The sequence below is a fragment of the Loigolactobacillus binensis genome (genome assembly GCF_005405165.1).
Lineage (GTDB): Bacteria > Bacillota > Bacilli > Lactobacillales > Lactobacillaceae > Loigolactobacillus > Loigolactobacillus binensis.
On record NZ_BJDN01000005.1, the window covers coordinates 52,763 to 68,006 of the forward strand.

The following is a 15,244-nucleotide window of genomic DNA, read 5'->3' on the forward strand; positions in this document are numbered from 1 at the left end:
GCCTAAATTTACTCAGCCGACTTAATTACAAATGATTCTCATTTTCAATTAAGTCTTTAAAACCTAGTAGAAATAGCGTATTATAAGGTAAGAAAGCGTTATACTTGACAGTTTATATTTTTAACAAATTGACCTAGACTGAATTTATTAATTGCGATTTAACCATGGGTGATTTTAAGATGGAGGCGTGATCACTATGCAATTTGCTCAGGTACATCAACAACCAGAGACTTTTCATGTTACAAATTTACAACTACTCGATGCAAAAACACAGCATCGGCTGAAAGATCTGGGGTTAATTGACGGTAAGGAAGTTACGATCATTCAACGTTATCCCTTCCATGGCCCGGTTATTATTGCATTTGATCACCAACAAGTCGGTTTACGCAGTAAATTAGTCAGTTGTCTTCAAGGAGAGCAGGTGAGTAAATGACCACGGTAGCTCTTTTTGGTAATCCCAATACAGGTAAAACTACCTTATTCAATCGGTTGACCGATTCTTATGCTTACATGGGCAACTGGAGCGGTGTCACTGTCGAAAAAAAGGTTGGCGTGATCAAGAATACTAACTTTGCAATTGTGGATCTCCCCGGAATCTACTCGCTTAATCCGTTGACTAAAGACGAAGCAGTAGCCACCAATTTCTTGCTGACGGAAGATCAAAACATCATTGTTGACGTTGCCAATGCTTCACAACTCAAACGTAACCTGCTGCTTTCGATCGAGCTTCTAGAATACGGTAAACCAACGATCATTGCGTTAAATATGATCGACAGTTTACGGAAAATGGGCATCAGTTACAATCAACATGTACTAGCTAAGGCCTTTGACTGTACGGTATTAATGACCAATGCGCGGGGGAATAAAGGAACCCAAGAATTGAAACAGGAAATTCTAACTGAGGATCCTTGCTTACCGCCCACTAATTTTGACTTACCTTACCCAAGTTCGATTCAGCAGGCGATCAAACAGGCTGTTGAAGGTTTAACTACAGAATATAATTTCAACCCCCGGTATGCCAAATGGTTGGCGATCCAATTTATGAACGGTAATGACGCGGTACTTAGCTTTGTCGAAGCCCAAGAATTAAAGCCCTTGCTGGATCAGGCGCCTTATTACCGTGCACAGCACTTTGAAGATAAAATTTATCAAGCGCGCTTAGGTTTCATTGAAGCAACTCTAAAAACTGCGCGTGAAGCGGGAGCTGATCCCCGTGTCCGCGATATCACCGCTAAAATTGATCGTGTGGTTACACATCCAGTGTTAGGCTTACCGATTTTCGTTGGTATTTTTTTCTTAATGTTTAAGATCACTTTTGATTGGATCGGTACGCCATTATCCAATTTACTTGACGCTTTCGTCAGTGGCCCGCTTTCTTCAACCGCTGATCACTGGTTAGTGGCAGTGGGTGCTTTACCTTTTTTGCGATCATTGATAGTCAATGGGTTGATCTCTGGGGTTGGTGGCGTTTTAGTCTTCATGCCGCAAATCTTTGCTTTATTTGCCTGTATTTCTATACTGGAAGATTCCGGCTATATGGCGCGAGCTGCATTAGTGATGGATAAGTTGATGTCTAAAGTCGGCCTAAACGGTAAGGCTTTTATTCCCTTGATCATTGGTTTCGGCTGTAATGTACCAGGGATCATGGCCGCACGGACCATTGAACAACCTAAGGAACGGTTGATCACTTCACTGATCTCACCGTACATGAGCTGTTCGGCACGCTTACCGATCTACAGCCTATTCGTCGCAGCATTTTTCGCTAAAAATCAAGCGGTGATCGTTTTATCATTATATTTCTTAGGCATTGTAGTCGCTTTGGTGTTGGCCAAAATTTACCAAAAAGTTTTTCATTCTGAATCCGAATCCGTTTTTATGATCGAATTACCTGAATATCATTTACCACAGCCAGCCATTATTTGGCATGGTACTTGGGACAAGGGTAAGGGCTTCATTCATAAAGCAGGAACCGTGATTTTTGGTGGTACTGTCTTGATCTGGTTACTTAGTTACTTCGGTCCAAGTGGTATTGCCAACAATATTGGTGATAGCTTTACTGCTTTGATCGGCCAATTCTTCTTACCGATTTTTATTCCGATCGGGCTTGTTTCTTGGCAAGCGATCAGTGCCATGCTGACCGGGATCCTTGCTAAAGAAACGATCGGTGCAACCTTGATGGTTCTTTATCACACTTCTGGGCGCACTGTGTTAGTGGCCTCATTGGCACATATGTTTACCCCATTATCGGCTTACAGCTTTTTAGTTTTTATTTTACTTTACATCCCTTGTTTCGCAACGATCGCTGTGATCAAGGCCGAAACTGGTAGTTGGAAATGGGCCGCTTATTCCGTTGTCAGTAGCCTAATTATCGCCTATTTCGTCGCGGTACTCATTTTTCAGGGTGGCTTGTTACTTGGTTTTCATTAGAAAGAAGTGAGCTTGATGGCTTTAATCGTTAATATTCTGATCACGGCCGCCATTGTTGGTTTAGCTTTTTGGCAGATCGTTAAGGTAGTGCGCAAGTCGAAACAAGGTAAATGTGCGGCTTGTGATTATAAATGTGCAGCTAAAAAGATGTCATTAACCGCTAAGCGGCGGCCAAGTTAACATGAGGTGTGGCAAACTAAGGCTGGCTAGTTCAATTAGAACGGCCTTTTTTGTTTATAATTTTTAACTTTGTTAAGCAAAAGTGCTGACGAAAGCAATAAAATTGTGTAAAATGTATTTGAAAGCTAAACTATTTTGTTTGTTTGTTTTATTGGCAGTTTAAGTCACATTACCGCGCTTTGTGACCGGCAATTTTAGGGGGATATATTATGACTAAGCCGATTCGTTTGGAGGAGCAACTTTGTTTTTCACTCTACACAGCGCAAAAGCAATACAATAAGTACTACGCAATTGCATTGGCACCCTTTCATCTGACCTACCCACAGTTTATTGCGTTATTGACTTTGTGGGAACATGACACATTGACGGTCAATGATCTAGGCCACTATTTAAATTTAGACAGTGGCACTTTAACGCCATTACTTAAGCGTTTAGAAAAAGATGGTTGGGTCGAACGGCGCCGGGACAAGGCCGATGAACGGCGGGTATTGATTTACCTGACCCAGAAGGCCCTAGCGAACCGGGATAAAATCTACACCCGGGTCAATAGTTGCTTAGCGCATCTAAATTTTTCACCGGAACAATACCGTTCCTTAAAGTCTGAAGTGGATCTGATCACGGAACATTTACATCAATTCACCGACAACCACACTATGGAAATTTAAAAAGTGAACCGAAAATTGCTTAGGAGGGCCATTAATGGCCTTGACCGTTTGTTATCAGGCAATAAAAAGGTGAACGCACTTATGCGTTCACCTTTTTATTTAGACTTCTTTTTATACTTAACGGTCAGCTTAGCAAATTTATCTTGTAAGCGGCGAAAATCACTAGTTGATTGTTGCGCCTGTCTCACCATATCTTTAAAATCATGTGATCCTGTTTCAGATACTTTGCGGTCTTTAGTATGACTTCTCAAGTGAATCCGCATGTTCTCGCCTCCAACTACGAGCTCAACCGCCAAGTTCGTAGTACTTTTTTTGCTGGATGTTTCTATTATAGGTTGCCTGTGAGCGAGAATCAATACATGATGTTGCCACCACGTAATCGATTTCAGCGGTGTAATTCGTTCATTAAGTCAAATCTAGAGGTAAATATTTTTGCAAAGTAGTCTGTTGTTGATCTTCATAATGATAACGGGGAATCAGATGAATATGGCAGTGCATAATTTTCTGACCACCTACCGGACCAACATTAATGTCGATGTTATAACCTGCTGGATGATAACGCTGATCTAAATAAGTTTTCGCCTCATCTAGCAAGGTATTCATATCCATGCGCACATTAAGGGGCAGATCAAAAAAAGTTGGGTAGTGTTGCTTAGCAATGATCAAAGCGTGGCCTGGTGAAACAGGGTGAATATCCAATAATAAACCCGCCGTTTGATTTTCTAACAAATAATTTCTATTCTGTGGTTGACAAAAAATACAATCCTTTTCTAGCAACAGGTGGCCTCCTTTTATTTATCAACATCATGCCTATGCTACCGCGTATTTAGATTAATGACCAGGGCTGCTAAACTTATTTTTAATGGCGCCCTTTAAGCCATAAAAAAAGAAATCAATCGACTAGGAATTGATTTCTTAATTGCCATTAATCTTCTAATTTTTGTAACTGCTGATTTTCATCCAATTGCGAAACGCCATTTAGATGAATTTTCTGTAGAACGCGCATAGTCCACCAAAGTAGTAATAAGCTGACCCCTAAAATACCTAACAAGGTACCGATAGAACTCCAAACTTGTCCGCTACCTAGGCCAGAAGTAATGGCTTGACGGAAGCCTAGAATCGAATAAGTCATCGGAATATACGGGTGGATCGCATTATAAAACGAATTAGTCACTTCCATTGGGAAGGTCCCCCCAGAACCACCTAATTGCAACATCAGTAAGACCATAGCGACAAAGCGACCAGGGTTATCGAAGGCCATTGACAATAGCATGACTAGAAACATCGACGCCAGTGCGAAAATGATCGCGATCAGATAGAAAGCGCCAATATGATCAACTTGCAAGCCGAACAATAACATCAAACTTGCCTCTAATACTGCCATCATAATCGCAACGACGCCCCCAACAGAAACTTTGCTGAAGAACCACGCAGTTGCTGATTGTCCTTTAGTCGAAATCTTACGAATTGGGTAAGCAAAGTTGAAGACAATCGCACCGACATACAAGGCTAGCGATAAAACATATGGCGCTAACGCATGACCGTAATTCGGTACGTAACTATATGATTTATGACTGAGTTTGGTTGGACTAGCAAACATATCGGCCGTTTTTGCTGTTGTTTGAATCCCGTTAACTTTTTTGCCACCGGCTGTCAAGGCCACTGCTAAAGTTTTCGAGCCACTATTTAATTTATCACCGCCCGTCGTTAATTCTGGCGATTTAGCGGCTAGTTGACTTGTCCCTGTAGCTAATTTAGTTACCCCGGCAGTTAATGTGGGAACCTGACTATTCATCGTGTTCAGGCCACCGGCTAATTGCGTCGCGCCAGAATTTAAAGTGCCTGAATTGGCATTTAGCGTTTGCGCGCCGGAATAAAGTTGGCTAACACCACTAACTAAAGTTGGTACTTGGCCATTTAGTGTATTCAAACCACCGGCTAACTGAGTCGCCCCAGAATTTAAAGTCCCCACACCAGCAACTAAAGCCGGTACTTGCCCATTCATTGTATTCAGTCCGGCTGCAACTTGGTCGGTGCCTGCAGTATATTGACCAACACCAGTTGCTACCTGATTTGAACCTGTTGCTAATTTAGCGACACCAGTCGTTAAAGTCGGTAACTGGGTGTTCATTGTACTGATCCCACCAGTTAACGCCGTCGCCCCAGAGTTTAAGGCAACCGAATTAGCGGTTAATTGGTTCAACCCACTATCTAAACTGTTGGCGCCCGTTGTTAATTGGGCTAAGGCCGTGGTCAAACTAGGTAACTTAGCCGCTAATTCATTAACGCCGGTAACGCTCTGATCTAAGCCAGCCGTAACTTGGGTAGCTCCTTGATATAATTCACTATCCGAAGCCGTATTAGTAGCAACTGTCCGTAATCCTTTGATCGCACTTTGACTACCAGCATAGAGTGATGGTTGACCATTAGTACCTGTAACGTAGCCAGCATATAGCTGGTTGATCGCACCTTGGAGTGATTGTACCTTAGTTGCTAATGTTTTTAACTGAGTCACATCAATTGATTTCAAAGGTGCTAAGGCAGTCTGAACATTTTGCAACTCAGTTTGGTTACTTTTCTGTGCGGTACCAACAGTCTACACGGCACTGATAATCGCTGCTTTTTGCGCCGCACTTAAATTGCTGGCCTGAACCGCATTAGTATCGATCGCGGTCACAGCCTTAGCCGAACTTGCTGTATTATTACCGATGGTAGTCAAACTAGTCGTTGTAGTTGTTACCGCACCTTGAAGGCGATCAACTTGGCTTTGTAACTGGCTGATGGTTGCTGTTACTTCGGTGGCATTGACTTGCTCATTTAAGGCAGTCAGCCCACTCTTCATTTGATCTAAACCAGTATTTAAAGCCGTTAATTGTGCATCTTGACTGGTAACACCTTGATTAACTTTTAAGATACCATCAGCTACTGCTTTGCTGCCTGTTTCCAACTGCTGTAAACCAGTATTGAGCTCGGTCACCTTTGCGGGTAACGTTTTGACCGAACTATTGACTTGGGTCAACCCAGTAGCGAGTTGCCCACTACCTTTTTGTGCGCTTTCAGTGCCCGCCGTATATTTTGAAACGCCAGTTTGCAGCGTATTGGCGCCAGTGGCTAATTGTTGGACGCCGCTAGCTAACGGACCAACATTACTTTGCAACGTGGCAAGGCCGCCGGAAACCTGTTGTGCACCACTGTTCAGTACGCTGGATTTAGCTGTTAACTGATTGCCGCCGCTGGTCAATTTGGTGACACCACCAGCCAATGGGCCAACGCTATTTTGCAATGTGGTCGTCCCTGCTGCCAACTGATTCCCACCAGTAGCCAATTTGGTCACACCACTGGCCAATGGCCCGACACCACTTTGTAGCGTGGTAATACCGGTGGCCAATTGGCCGACACCATTAGTATAAGTTTTAACGCCGGTGGCTAGTTGATCGCCACCAGTAGCAAGTTGCTGCACCCCACTGGCCAACGGTTTAACACTGACTTTCAGTGTTTGAACACCAGCATTGACTTGAGAAACGGCCACTGTGTATTGGCCAAGGCCATCATTGAATGTGACCAAGCCATTATCCAGTTGCGTCGCCCCTTTGGCGGCCGTTGTCATTCCTTTGCCAACTACATGTAACTGGTCAAACATAGCACTAGCATAGGCATTAGTGACTGCTGCCCGAATTTCTTTGTCCAGGGCCGTGGTTCCAACCTGGCTAATGACCTCGCCGATATAATTCAACGAATCATTTGTTTTATAAGTTAATTCCATTTTCTTCGGGTTTTTATTTAGCGCTGTGGTCGCGTTCGCCGAAAATTCTTCGGCAACGTGATCACTGTATAATATTTCTTCGCCTTCAGCCCTTGTTGTGCTTGCTTAGCCGAAACAAAACGCCAACCTAACTGCTTATTATGCTTCAACTTTTGGACCGTTTGTTGGCCAACATTTAAAGTCTCCCCATTATACTTGACCGGCTGATCCTGATTGACCACCGCCACTGGTAACGCCTGGGTTTCACCGTATGGATCCCAAACCGACTTTAAAAAGAAGACGCTATACAAAAACGGGATCAACGTCATGACGATCACCGATAGTAAAATCAACCGATTGTGACGAATAAAACGCCACTCATTTCTAACCATTTTCATTACTTAATTCCTTCCCCACCTAATTATCTAAAAGAAAACCGCTACTTTTAATATCCATAAAACACTCTAGAGAATATTCTACAAATAAACCAGTGTTTTGTAGCCGGACACTTTAATAAAAATGTCCGGCTACAAATTAAAACGATTTCATTTTAGACTGACAACCCTAAAAAACACCCAATTTAAATCAAATCCGCCTGGTAAAGTTGACCAAATAATGACAACCGCTCTCGCTTGCGTTGCTTGGCCGGAATAAAGACGCCGACTTTCTCCAAATTAAAGCCGGTGATCAAACTATGCTCATCAAATACGATCGGATTCTTCAAGATCTGGGGGTGGGCCTGTACGGTATCCACCATTTGGTTAAAAGTCACGTCATCGTCTAATTTTAACGCCTGAGCAGCCTTGGAACGTTGTGCCAATAAATCAGCAGTGCCATTATCTGACATTAAAAATAGTTGCGTAATTTCTGTTTTGCTCAGCGGCTTTTGCAAAATATTGCGAATTTGCACGCCTAAATGTTGGCGCTTGAACCACCGAACCATTTTATTTTTAGCCGGGTCACTGGTATGAAAATACATTTTGATCATAAGTCTAGCCTCGCTCTCTTTAACTTAATTTACGGGAATACTTAGTAAAATAAATTGATCACCATCAACTATGCAAAAAACCGCGCAACCTGCGCGGTGGTAAAAAGTATAACGCTTTAAATTGCATTAAAAACTTTTTTTAGTCATTTTTCAAGCGGAACAACCTTATTTTAGTCGCTACCTTTAATCAGGCATGATCACCGCAGCTAAAACGTAAAGGATCACCATTGGAAAACCGATCGTCACCACTGCCAATGCAGCAAAAATGACCCGTAGAACCGTTGCATCGACGCCATAGCGTTCCGCAAAACCACCAAGAACGCCGGCAACCATCCGATTATTCGCGGATTTGTGTAGTTTATTCATCACCAAGCTCCCCCCTTTACTAATCTCCTGATCTGTTAAGTTAATTATAAAAAACAATCAAGCAACCAGCATCATGCTTACGGCTGAGTTTTGTCTTGCGCTGAGGACTGAACTTTCTGCGAAAAAAGATTTACCTGCAGCGAATTTAATGGTAAATTTGACTTGAGGACTGCTTAACCTCATTTCTTAAGATGATGTGCCTGCTACTTAGTAGTGGGCATTTTTTATCCTTTTTTGCTGAAAAGTTACGCCTAATTAGACTATAATAGTATTGTCAACTATATTACGAAAGCGGGGGAAGTATTATGTTACAAGAATATCGCAACATTTTAGTGCCCATGGATGGTTCTGACGAAGCAGAATTAGCTTTAGAAAAGGCCATCGAAGTTGCTAAACGGAATCAAGCGCACATTGATCTTTTAAACATTCTCGACACCAAACAATACAGTTATAATTATTCTGGTTTGATCGATGGCGATGTGATCTATAAAATGTCTGAAGATGCACAAAAATATTTAGAAGAAATCGTCACCAAAGCTAAAACCAATGACAACTTCGAAGATATTGATATTCATGTCCGTTTTGGCAGTCCTAAAACGGTGATCGCCCAAGATTTTCCAGCAGAACATCATAATGACTTGATCATGATCGGCGCAACGGGCCTAAATGCCGTTGAACGCGTGTTAGTGGGTTCGGTTACGGAATATGTTAATCGCCACGCATTACCCGATGTGCTTGTGGTTAAAACCAAGCTTGATAATCACACTTCATTAGAAAAATAAATCGGCAGGTTGATATAAAAAAGCAAGCCGTTAGTTGTGTTTCTTCACAACTAACGGCTTGCTTTTTATATCGTCCAGTGTTTTGTACTAAGTTCTTCACTCATGTCCGTAGACATGTTCTAATTACGGCGTATACTCGACTCGATCACGCCGAAAACGTAAGCAATGATCGCCACTAAAATGCTGGCTAGCAGCACAGTCGTAACTGCGTTTAGCAACGTGAATGCCCACGGCAACTGTAATATTGCCAAAACACCCAGCACAACTGCTAAACAGCCGATGAGCGCAAAGACGATCTTCCAGCTTGTCTTCATCAATTAAGCCACCTTTGCCTTTTTAACGAGTTTCCTCGTCATTCAAAACAAAAGCTATCTTAGCATATTCACCTGCTACTTGCAAAGTTACCCTTATTTCCCCCACAGAAAAGCGATCAAAGCGCCATCAACTACTGGATTGTTTTGGTGTAAGCGACTGTGCTCCGCATTAGGTCCCGTTACTTTCTGGGTTTGGTAACTGGCCGCCTGATCAGCCACCAAATAACGTAATGATTTAGCGGAAACCAACGTGACCACTTTATCTGCTGCAGTACCATCCTTGAGATCACCATAAATATTCAACACCTGCGCCTGCTGAGGAAAACGCCGCCGTAAACGTTCCAAACGTAAATACTCTGGATGAACGATCAACGGTTCGCCGTTGGCCATTAGGCGGTTTTGGTGCGGTCGATCAGTCCACGTCGTGCCATCATCTGGATGGGACACTGCTGAGCTACCGATAATGCCGTCAAAAGGCCCGGCGATCGCCACTAATTTATTCAAGCGCGGATAGGCCCGCCTATTACCTGCCGCCATGGCGTAAGCAACTACCGCATAGGCACCCATGGAATGACCCACTAAATTAACCTGCTTAACATGATAGCGCCGCTTGAGATCGCGCATTAGCTTACAAAGCCACCGCGTATACTGAACTTCACCAGCCCGATTATTAGCAAAAACAACCTGAATGATCGGATTACGCTGATTTTTTCGCCAAAAACCACTATACGTTAACCGTCCATGATAACCAACAGTCACCGTTAGAACTTTTTTAGCCGCGCCAACTTCAGTCGCGGCGGTGATCATTTGGTCCGTTGAATGGGCAGTTCCCCGCCAACCGTGAACAAATAACGTTGGCGTCGGCGAACTTAAATAACGGCTGCTTTGCTGATGCTGCTGATACCAAGTCAATAGTACCGCCCCTAAGCAGAACGTTCCAAGTAAGCCGATCACCCATAACCGCCACTTCTTCATTCCTAGATCACACCTATTCATTAATTTTCATTGTAGTTGTGGGGCCAGCCAAAATAGTCGTTGGCGACTTTCCTTTAACTGCTCCAATAGCATCATTATCATCAATGGTATCACAATGCCAGCAATAACCAAAAGCAACCACGAGCTACCGGTCAACTGTTGAAAGATCGCAAAGATTAATTTGTGTAAGTACATGATGATCATTGTATGTTTACCAATAAAGGTCAGGCCATTAACTAATGGTGTATATTGAAGCCAATAAGCCAGCATAAAAATTACGTTACATAAAATCAAAGGTAGCACTAGCGCTAAGCTTGGACTAGTGATCTCGTGCGATTTCAAATATAAATGTAGATCGATCATCCCCCACTGTTGCGCCATAATACTAATACTGCTAACACCAATGATCACCGCTAACCACCAATTAGAACGTAGCCGTTGGCGGTGATAGCGAAACAATTCACGCCCAGCATACATATAAAATAATGCACAAAGGGTCACATCTGCATCGCCAGGCAAAGTAAACCCAAATAAATCCGCCGCATTAGAATAACTGGTCCCCAATAGAAAGGCCACCGTGACGATCAACCACCGTAACCAATTTTGCGGGATAAACGAAATCAACATGGTTAACAACGTGACTGCCAAAATATAAACCGTCATATACCAAAAGGCACTAAGCACCCCATTGAGACGAGTACCACCATAAAACAGATTACTTAATGCTGCTAATACTCCGGGCCAATGCGCCGGCGTGATCCACGCGCTGACGATCGTCAAAAACAAACCGAAACCAAAATATTCACGAAGCAGCGGCAGTAACTTGTGGTGGACAAAAGTTTTAAATTGGCCTAATTGCAAAGGGCGAAGAAAGAAACCGCCAATCATGAAGAATAGCGGCATATGCCACCAATACAAAACTTTATAAAACGTATCATGCTCAGGATAAGCATGGCCGATCACTACGGCAATAATACCAATGGCCTTAGCGATATCGATCCACGCGATCCGGCGTTTTCCGATCATTAAGTAACTCCTCCCTCATTTTTTTAATTATTCTAGAACCTGACGCTATACCGCAAAAATAACGTCCAGCTTAACTTGCTGCTTAAAATAATATTGCAACAGCCTTACACGCCAAACCTAGCGTGCAAACAGTACCAAGACATAGTTTAAGCCTAACGCAATTTTTTGAATGAAGCATGAAAAAAGCACGTTAATTACAATTTTTTTAATCGCTACAAATTCACTTTTACCGCTTTTTTTCCACCAGATGGGCATTTTATTTGAAAAATAGTAATTGACATTCATAAAAATTACAGATAAACTAATAACCATTAAAAATAAATGAAAATAATCTGTGAATTCAATTGAGGAGTCCCCGTTAGGTAATGTTGCCAGAAAGTATCGTTGCTGAGAAGATACCTTGCCTTACGTCAAAAGTCATTGAACACGCAATCTTTACGAGGAATGCTGGCTAGCCACCAATATCAAGCTTAAGCGTTTAAATAAACGCTTAATGAGTAATATCATGTAAGTGATATTAATATTCAGGTGGTACCGCGCTAGTCGCCCTGAGGAGTTAAAACTCTTCAGGGCTTTTTTTCATTTAAAATTAATCTTATTAACAGAAAGGAAGATTATTATGCATTATGGGATTATTGGTGCCGGCGCTATGGGGTATCGGTTTGGGGTATTATTACAGGAAAACGCAGGGGTCAAAGTTGATTTTATTGATACTTGGCAACCGAATGTGGAAAAAGTTCGCGAACAAGGTGGCGTTTACGCTTCTCGTAACCACGAAAATCGTCATTTAGTACCGATCGACATTTTCTATCCTGAAGAATACAAAGGCACGCCTGACGTCTGGATCATTTTCGTTAAACAGATGCAATTAGCCGATGTCCTAAAGCGCTGTGCACCATTATTTAATGATCAGCAAGTCGCTTTCTCGGCCATGAATGGGATGGGGCATATCGACAAAATTCGCCAATACTTTGCTGACGACAAAGTGATTGGTGGTACGGCCATGATCGCCACTGTTTTAAACGGCGCCGGCGACGTTGACTTTATTGGTGAAGCGGGTGCTGGCGAAATGCACATGGCTAACTATACGGAAGAGATCAATCCGCAGATCAAAGCTGTTGCGGCCGACTTTAAGGCCGCTAATTTAAATCCGATCGTCACGGATAACTTCATGGGAACATTGATGGCCAAAGTTGTTTTCAACGCCGTTGTCAATACCTTATGCACCATGTTCGAACTAACCATGGGCCAATTCATTGAGTATCCCGGCGCCAAAGACATGGCGACACAGTTAATGAACGAATCCTACGATGCCTGCGAACGGGCCGGTATTCAAATGATCTCAACGCGGCAAGAAGAAATTGACTCCGTCGATTACGTTAGTCGCATCGGTAATCCTTTGCATTACCCATCGATGTACCAAGACTTTTCTAAAGGCCGACCAACTGAAGTGGATTATATCAATGGCTACATCGCAAAATTAGGCCGTGAACATGATTATGTTTGCCGGACCCATGAGTTCATTACCCATGAAGTTCATTTAGCAGAAATGATGCGCAAATATAAAAAGGCTTAGCGATATAAACCGTTAAACCTGTTGCAACAGACAAATTAAACTGATGAATCAGTTTAAGCGGATCAATTTCCTACCGTTTATTTCAATAATAGCCGCCAGCTTAAATATTGAACCTTAAAAACACCGCCAAAATCGCAGTTAAACTGCTTTTGGCGGTGTTTTAATCGTTTTGGACCACTGAGTTAACGTTCTGACCACGCAACCTTCAACATACCAGCAATCCCCATTCCTAAACCTAGCAAGGCCCCAAGCACTAATAATAGCCAGAAAAGCCAGCCCAACGCACGATCAGCATAACGGCTTTCCGCAATAACACCTAACATTGCCCCTACAACAGTACCAATCAGCAAACGACTGCCAAACACTAGCCACAAAATTTTATACGTGACTTGCTCCAATTGAGCATAATAAGTTTGCCATTGCCGGTATTCTGGATTGATCACCAACGGATTTTGCGGTGAATCGACGGTGAACACATCCTCCGCCTGGGCCAATGCTGCATCTTCCGCCAACCCAGCTGCAGTTAATGCTTGAATATAATCGATCATGTAACCGGCCAGTTCATCCGCTTCAACCAAATGAGTTTTAGGTGTAAACCGTAAAATACCATGATAATGAATGTCGCGCCCCACGCGCATCCCTAATTGTTCAAAATAAGTTCGTTCATTTTTAACTAGTCGCAGCCGCGTCTGTGTACGCGCGTAACGCTGTAACTCCGCCTGAGTTGATTTACTGATCGCCATGAAACCCCTCCGTTTTTTTAATTGCAATACCACCAAAACATAAGCCATATATTTACCCAAATATTTTACCGGACTGCCAAAATCATTTTAAAACCAACCATTGGTGTGGGCCATAAATTAACGCAGCAACGAAACCTGTACCCAGCCAGCGCCAGCCTAGTTTAGCCCACCCAATAGAAAATTGAAATCAGTACCCGCACTTTTTAAGCCCCGTTATGCCAAATTTTATTTGAACTCGCCTCTGATCATTTGTTTAACACTTAAATAACTTTAGAACTAGTTCAATAACGGGTTTTAATAATAGTTTTCAAGGAAACTAAATGTAAATTTAGTCGCTGTCCATGTTCAGCTTTACGGGTATTAAGCGCGATAAAACTACTTGACAAAATAAATTTTACCAGTAAACTAAGCTAAGTATTCTAAAAAACACCTAATTAAGTTTTAGTATAACAAATTAAGGTGTGTCATTTAGGCTGAAGTCGCTAATATTATACTTTTTTAACTAAGAGGAGACCTTACCCATGAAGCAACGTAAACTTTGGGCTAGCGTAATGATGCTAGCCAGCCTTTTATTGCTCCTAGTTGGTTGCACCACTAAACCAACCACCAAACATAACGGGATCACAGTTGTCAGCTCATTGAATTTTTACGGTGAAGTTGCCAAAGCCGTTTTAGGCGACCATGGTACGGTCACGTCGATCATCACTAATCCCAATACTGATCCCCATGACTTTGAACCAACCACGAAAACCGCACGCACCGTCGCGGCAGCAGATGTCATTATTGCCAATGGAGTTGGTTACGATGCGTGGATGCAAAAATTAGTCAACGCCAACGGCAATTCAAAGGTCACTGATCTGCGCGTCGGCGAAGATTTAATGGGCAAAAAAAACGGCGCCAACGAACATCTTTGGTACAATCAGGCCACGATGCCGAAGTTAGCCCGCCATTTAGCTAAGGTGTATGCCCGTCGTGATCCCAAGCACAAGGCTGACTACCAGCGCAACGCGGCCAAGTACATTAAGTCATTGCACCCGATCACAACTAAATTAGCCCGTTTGAAGCAAAACAGTCGGCAGCAGCACGTTGCCGTCAGCGAGCCAGTATTCAACTACGCCTTAGCCGAACTAGATTACAAAATCAGCGATCAACATTTTGCTCGCGCCATTGAAGAAGGTACTGATCCGTCGCCTAGCGACATCAGAAAACTACAAACAGCGATCACTCAGCATCAAATCGCCTTTTTTGTACAAAATAGTCAATCAACGGATAAAGTGATCGCTAATTTAGTTAACCTAGCCCATAAACACAACGTCCCGGTGATCAAAGTGACTGAAACCATGCCCCACGGTCAGAATTATCGTCAGTGGATGTTAAGTCAATATGAGCAATTGGCTAAGATCCAACAAGCAAAATCATAAAACCAGCCATTCAAAACAAAACTTAGCGTAATTACTATA

15 protein-coding genes and 1 pseudogene are annotated in these 15,244 nt (G+C 42.8%); 7 read left to right on the forward strand and 9 right to left on the reverse strand.

Annotated features, from left to right (window positions below; genetic code table 11):
- Positions 1-196 precede the first annotated feature (196 nt).
- The 4 genes from FFM78_RS03575 to FFM78_RS03590 all read left to right on the forward strand — a co-directional run bounded on the left by FFM78_RS03575 (position 197) and on the right by FFM78_RS03590 (position 3,272).
- Complete coding sequence (locus FFM78_RS03575; protein ID WP_137637071.1) at positions 197-433, forward strand: FeoA family protein; 237 nt, start codon at positions 197-199, stop codon at positions 431-433.
- A complete protein-coding gene (feoB, locus tag FFM78_RS03580; protein WP_137637072.1) occupies positions 430-2,427 on the forward strand; it encodes a ferrous iron transport protein B in 1,998 nt (665 codons plus the stop codon). Before FFM78_RS03575 ends, feoB begins: the two co-directional genes overlap by 4 nt.
- Positions 2,428-2,442: 15 nt before the next feature.
- Complete coding sequence (locus FFM78_RS03585) at positions 2,443-2,607, forward strand: FeoB-associated Cys-rich membrane protein (RefSeq protein ID WP_137637073.1); 165 nt, start codon at positions 2,443-2,445, stop codon at positions 2,605-2,607.
- Between the two features lie 209 nt (positions 2,608-2,816).
- A complete protein-coding gene (locus FFM78_RS03590) occupies positions 2,817-3,272 on the forward strand; it encodes a MarR family winged helix-turn-helix transcriptional regulator (RefSeq protein WP_137637074.1) in 456 nt (151 codons plus the stop codon).
- A gap of 95 nt (positions 3,273-3,367) precedes the next feature.
- Here the strand turns inward: FFM78_RS03590 and FFM78_RS13790 are convergent, their stop codons facing one another.
- The 5 genes and pseudogenes from FFM78_RS13790 to FFM78_RS03610 all read right to left on the reverse strand — a co-directional run bounded on the left by FFM78_RS13790 (position 3,368) and on the right by FFM78_RS03610 (position 8,368).
- The gene (locus tag FFM78_RS13790; RefSeq protein ID WP_171001828.1) at positions 3,368-3,535 is read right to left on the reverse strand and encodes a hypothetical protein; all 168 of its coding nucleotides are present in this window, start codon (positions 3,533-3,535) and stop codon (positions 3,368-3,370) included.
- Between the two features lie 142 nt (positions 3,536-3,677).
- Positions 3,678-4,049 carry an HIT family protein gene (locus tag FFM78_RS03595; RefSeq protein ID WP_137637075.1) on the reverse strand — a complete coding sequence of 124 codons (372 nt, stop codon included), beginning with the start codon at positions 4,047-4,049 and terminating at the stop codon, positions 3,678-3,680.
- 148 nt (positions 4,050-4,197) lie between these two features.
- Positions 4,198-7,406 (reverse strand): annotated as a pseudogene (locus tag FFM78_RS03600) (YhgE/Pip family protein).
- Between the two features lie 188 nt (positions 7,407-7,594).
- Positions 7,595-8,002 (reverse strand): ArsC/Spx/MgsR family protein, encoded by a 408-nt coding sequence (locus tag FFM78_RS03605; RefSeq protein ID WP_137637076.1) that lies wholly within the window; start codon positions 8,000-8,002, stop codon positions 7,595-7,597.
- A 183-nt stretch (positions 8,003-8,185) separates the two neighbouring features.
- The gene (locus FFM78_RS03610; protein WP_137637077.1) at positions 8,186-8,368 is read right to left on the reverse strand and encodes a PspC domain-containing protein; all 183 of its coding nucleotides are present in this window, start codon (positions 8,366-8,368) and stop codon (positions 8,186-8,188) included.
- A gap of 305 nt (positions 8,369-8,673) precedes the next feature.
- On the opposite strand from FFM78_RS03610, the gene FFM78_RS03615 reads away from it, so the two are divergent.
- Positions 8,674-9,150, forward strand: a complete 477-nt coding sequence (locus FFM78_RS03615) for a universal stress protein (protein ID WP_137637078.1) — start codon at positions 8,674-8,676, stop codon at positions 9,148-9,150.
- 119 nt (positions 9,151-9,269) lie between these two features.
- On the opposite strand, the gene FFM78_RS03620 is transcribed toward FFM78_RS03615, so the two are convergent.
- The 3 genes from FFM78_RS03620 to FFM78_RS03630 all read right to left on the reverse strand — a co-directional run bounded on the left by FFM78_RS03620 (position 9,270) and on the right by FFM78_RS03630 (position 11,465).
- On the reverse strand, positions 9,270-9,464 hold the full coding sequence (locus FFM78_RS03620) for a hypothetical protein (protein ID WP_137637079.1): 195 nt from the start codon (positions 9,462-9,464) through the stop codon (positions 9,270-9,272).
- A 93-nt stretch (positions 9,465-9,557) separates the two neighbouring features.
- The gene (locus FFM78_RS03625) at positions 9,558-10,439 is read right to left on the reverse strand and encodes an alpha/beta fold hydrolase (protein ID WP_137637080.1); all 882 of its coding nucleotides are present in this window, start codon (positions 10,437-10,439) and stop codon (positions 9,558-9,560) included.
- 27 nt (positions 10,440-10,466) lie between these two features.
- The gene (locus FFM78_RS03630; RefSeq protein ID WP_137637081.1) at positions 10,467-11,465 is read right to left on the reverse strand and encodes an acyltransferase family protein; all 999 of its coding nucleotides are present in this window, start codon (positions 11,463-11,465) and stop codon (positions 10,467-10,469) included.
- A gap of 619 nt (positions 11,466-12,084) precedes the next feature.
- Between FFM78_RS03630 and FFM78_RS03635 the strand changes: the two genes are divergently transcribed.
- Positions 12,085-13,041, forward strand: a complete 957-nt coding sequence (locus FFM78_RS03635) for a ketopantoate reductase family protein (RefSeq protein WP_137637082.1) — start codon at positions 12,085-12,087, stop codon at positions 13,039-13,041.
- Positions 13,042-13,223: 182 nt separating this feature from the next.
- Here the strand turns inward: FFM78_RS03635 and FFM78_RS03640 are convergent, their stop codons facing one another.
- A complete protein-coding gene (locus FFM78_RS03640; protein WP_137637083.1) occupies positions 13,224-13,784 on the reverse strand; it encodes a hypothetical protein in 561 nt (186 codons plus the stop codon).
- Positions 13,785-14,305: 521 nt separating this feature from the next.
- Between FFM78_RS03640 and FFM78_RS03645 the strand changes: the two genes are divergently transcribed.
- Positions 14,306-15,205 carry a metal ABC transporter solute-binding protein gene (locus FFM78_RS03645; RefSeq protein WP_137637084.1) on the forward strand — a complete coding sequence of 300 codons (900 nt, stop codon included), beginning with the start codon at positions 14,306-14,308 and terminating at the stop codon, positions 15,203-15,205.
- Positions 15,206-15,244 lie beyond the last annotated feature (39 nt).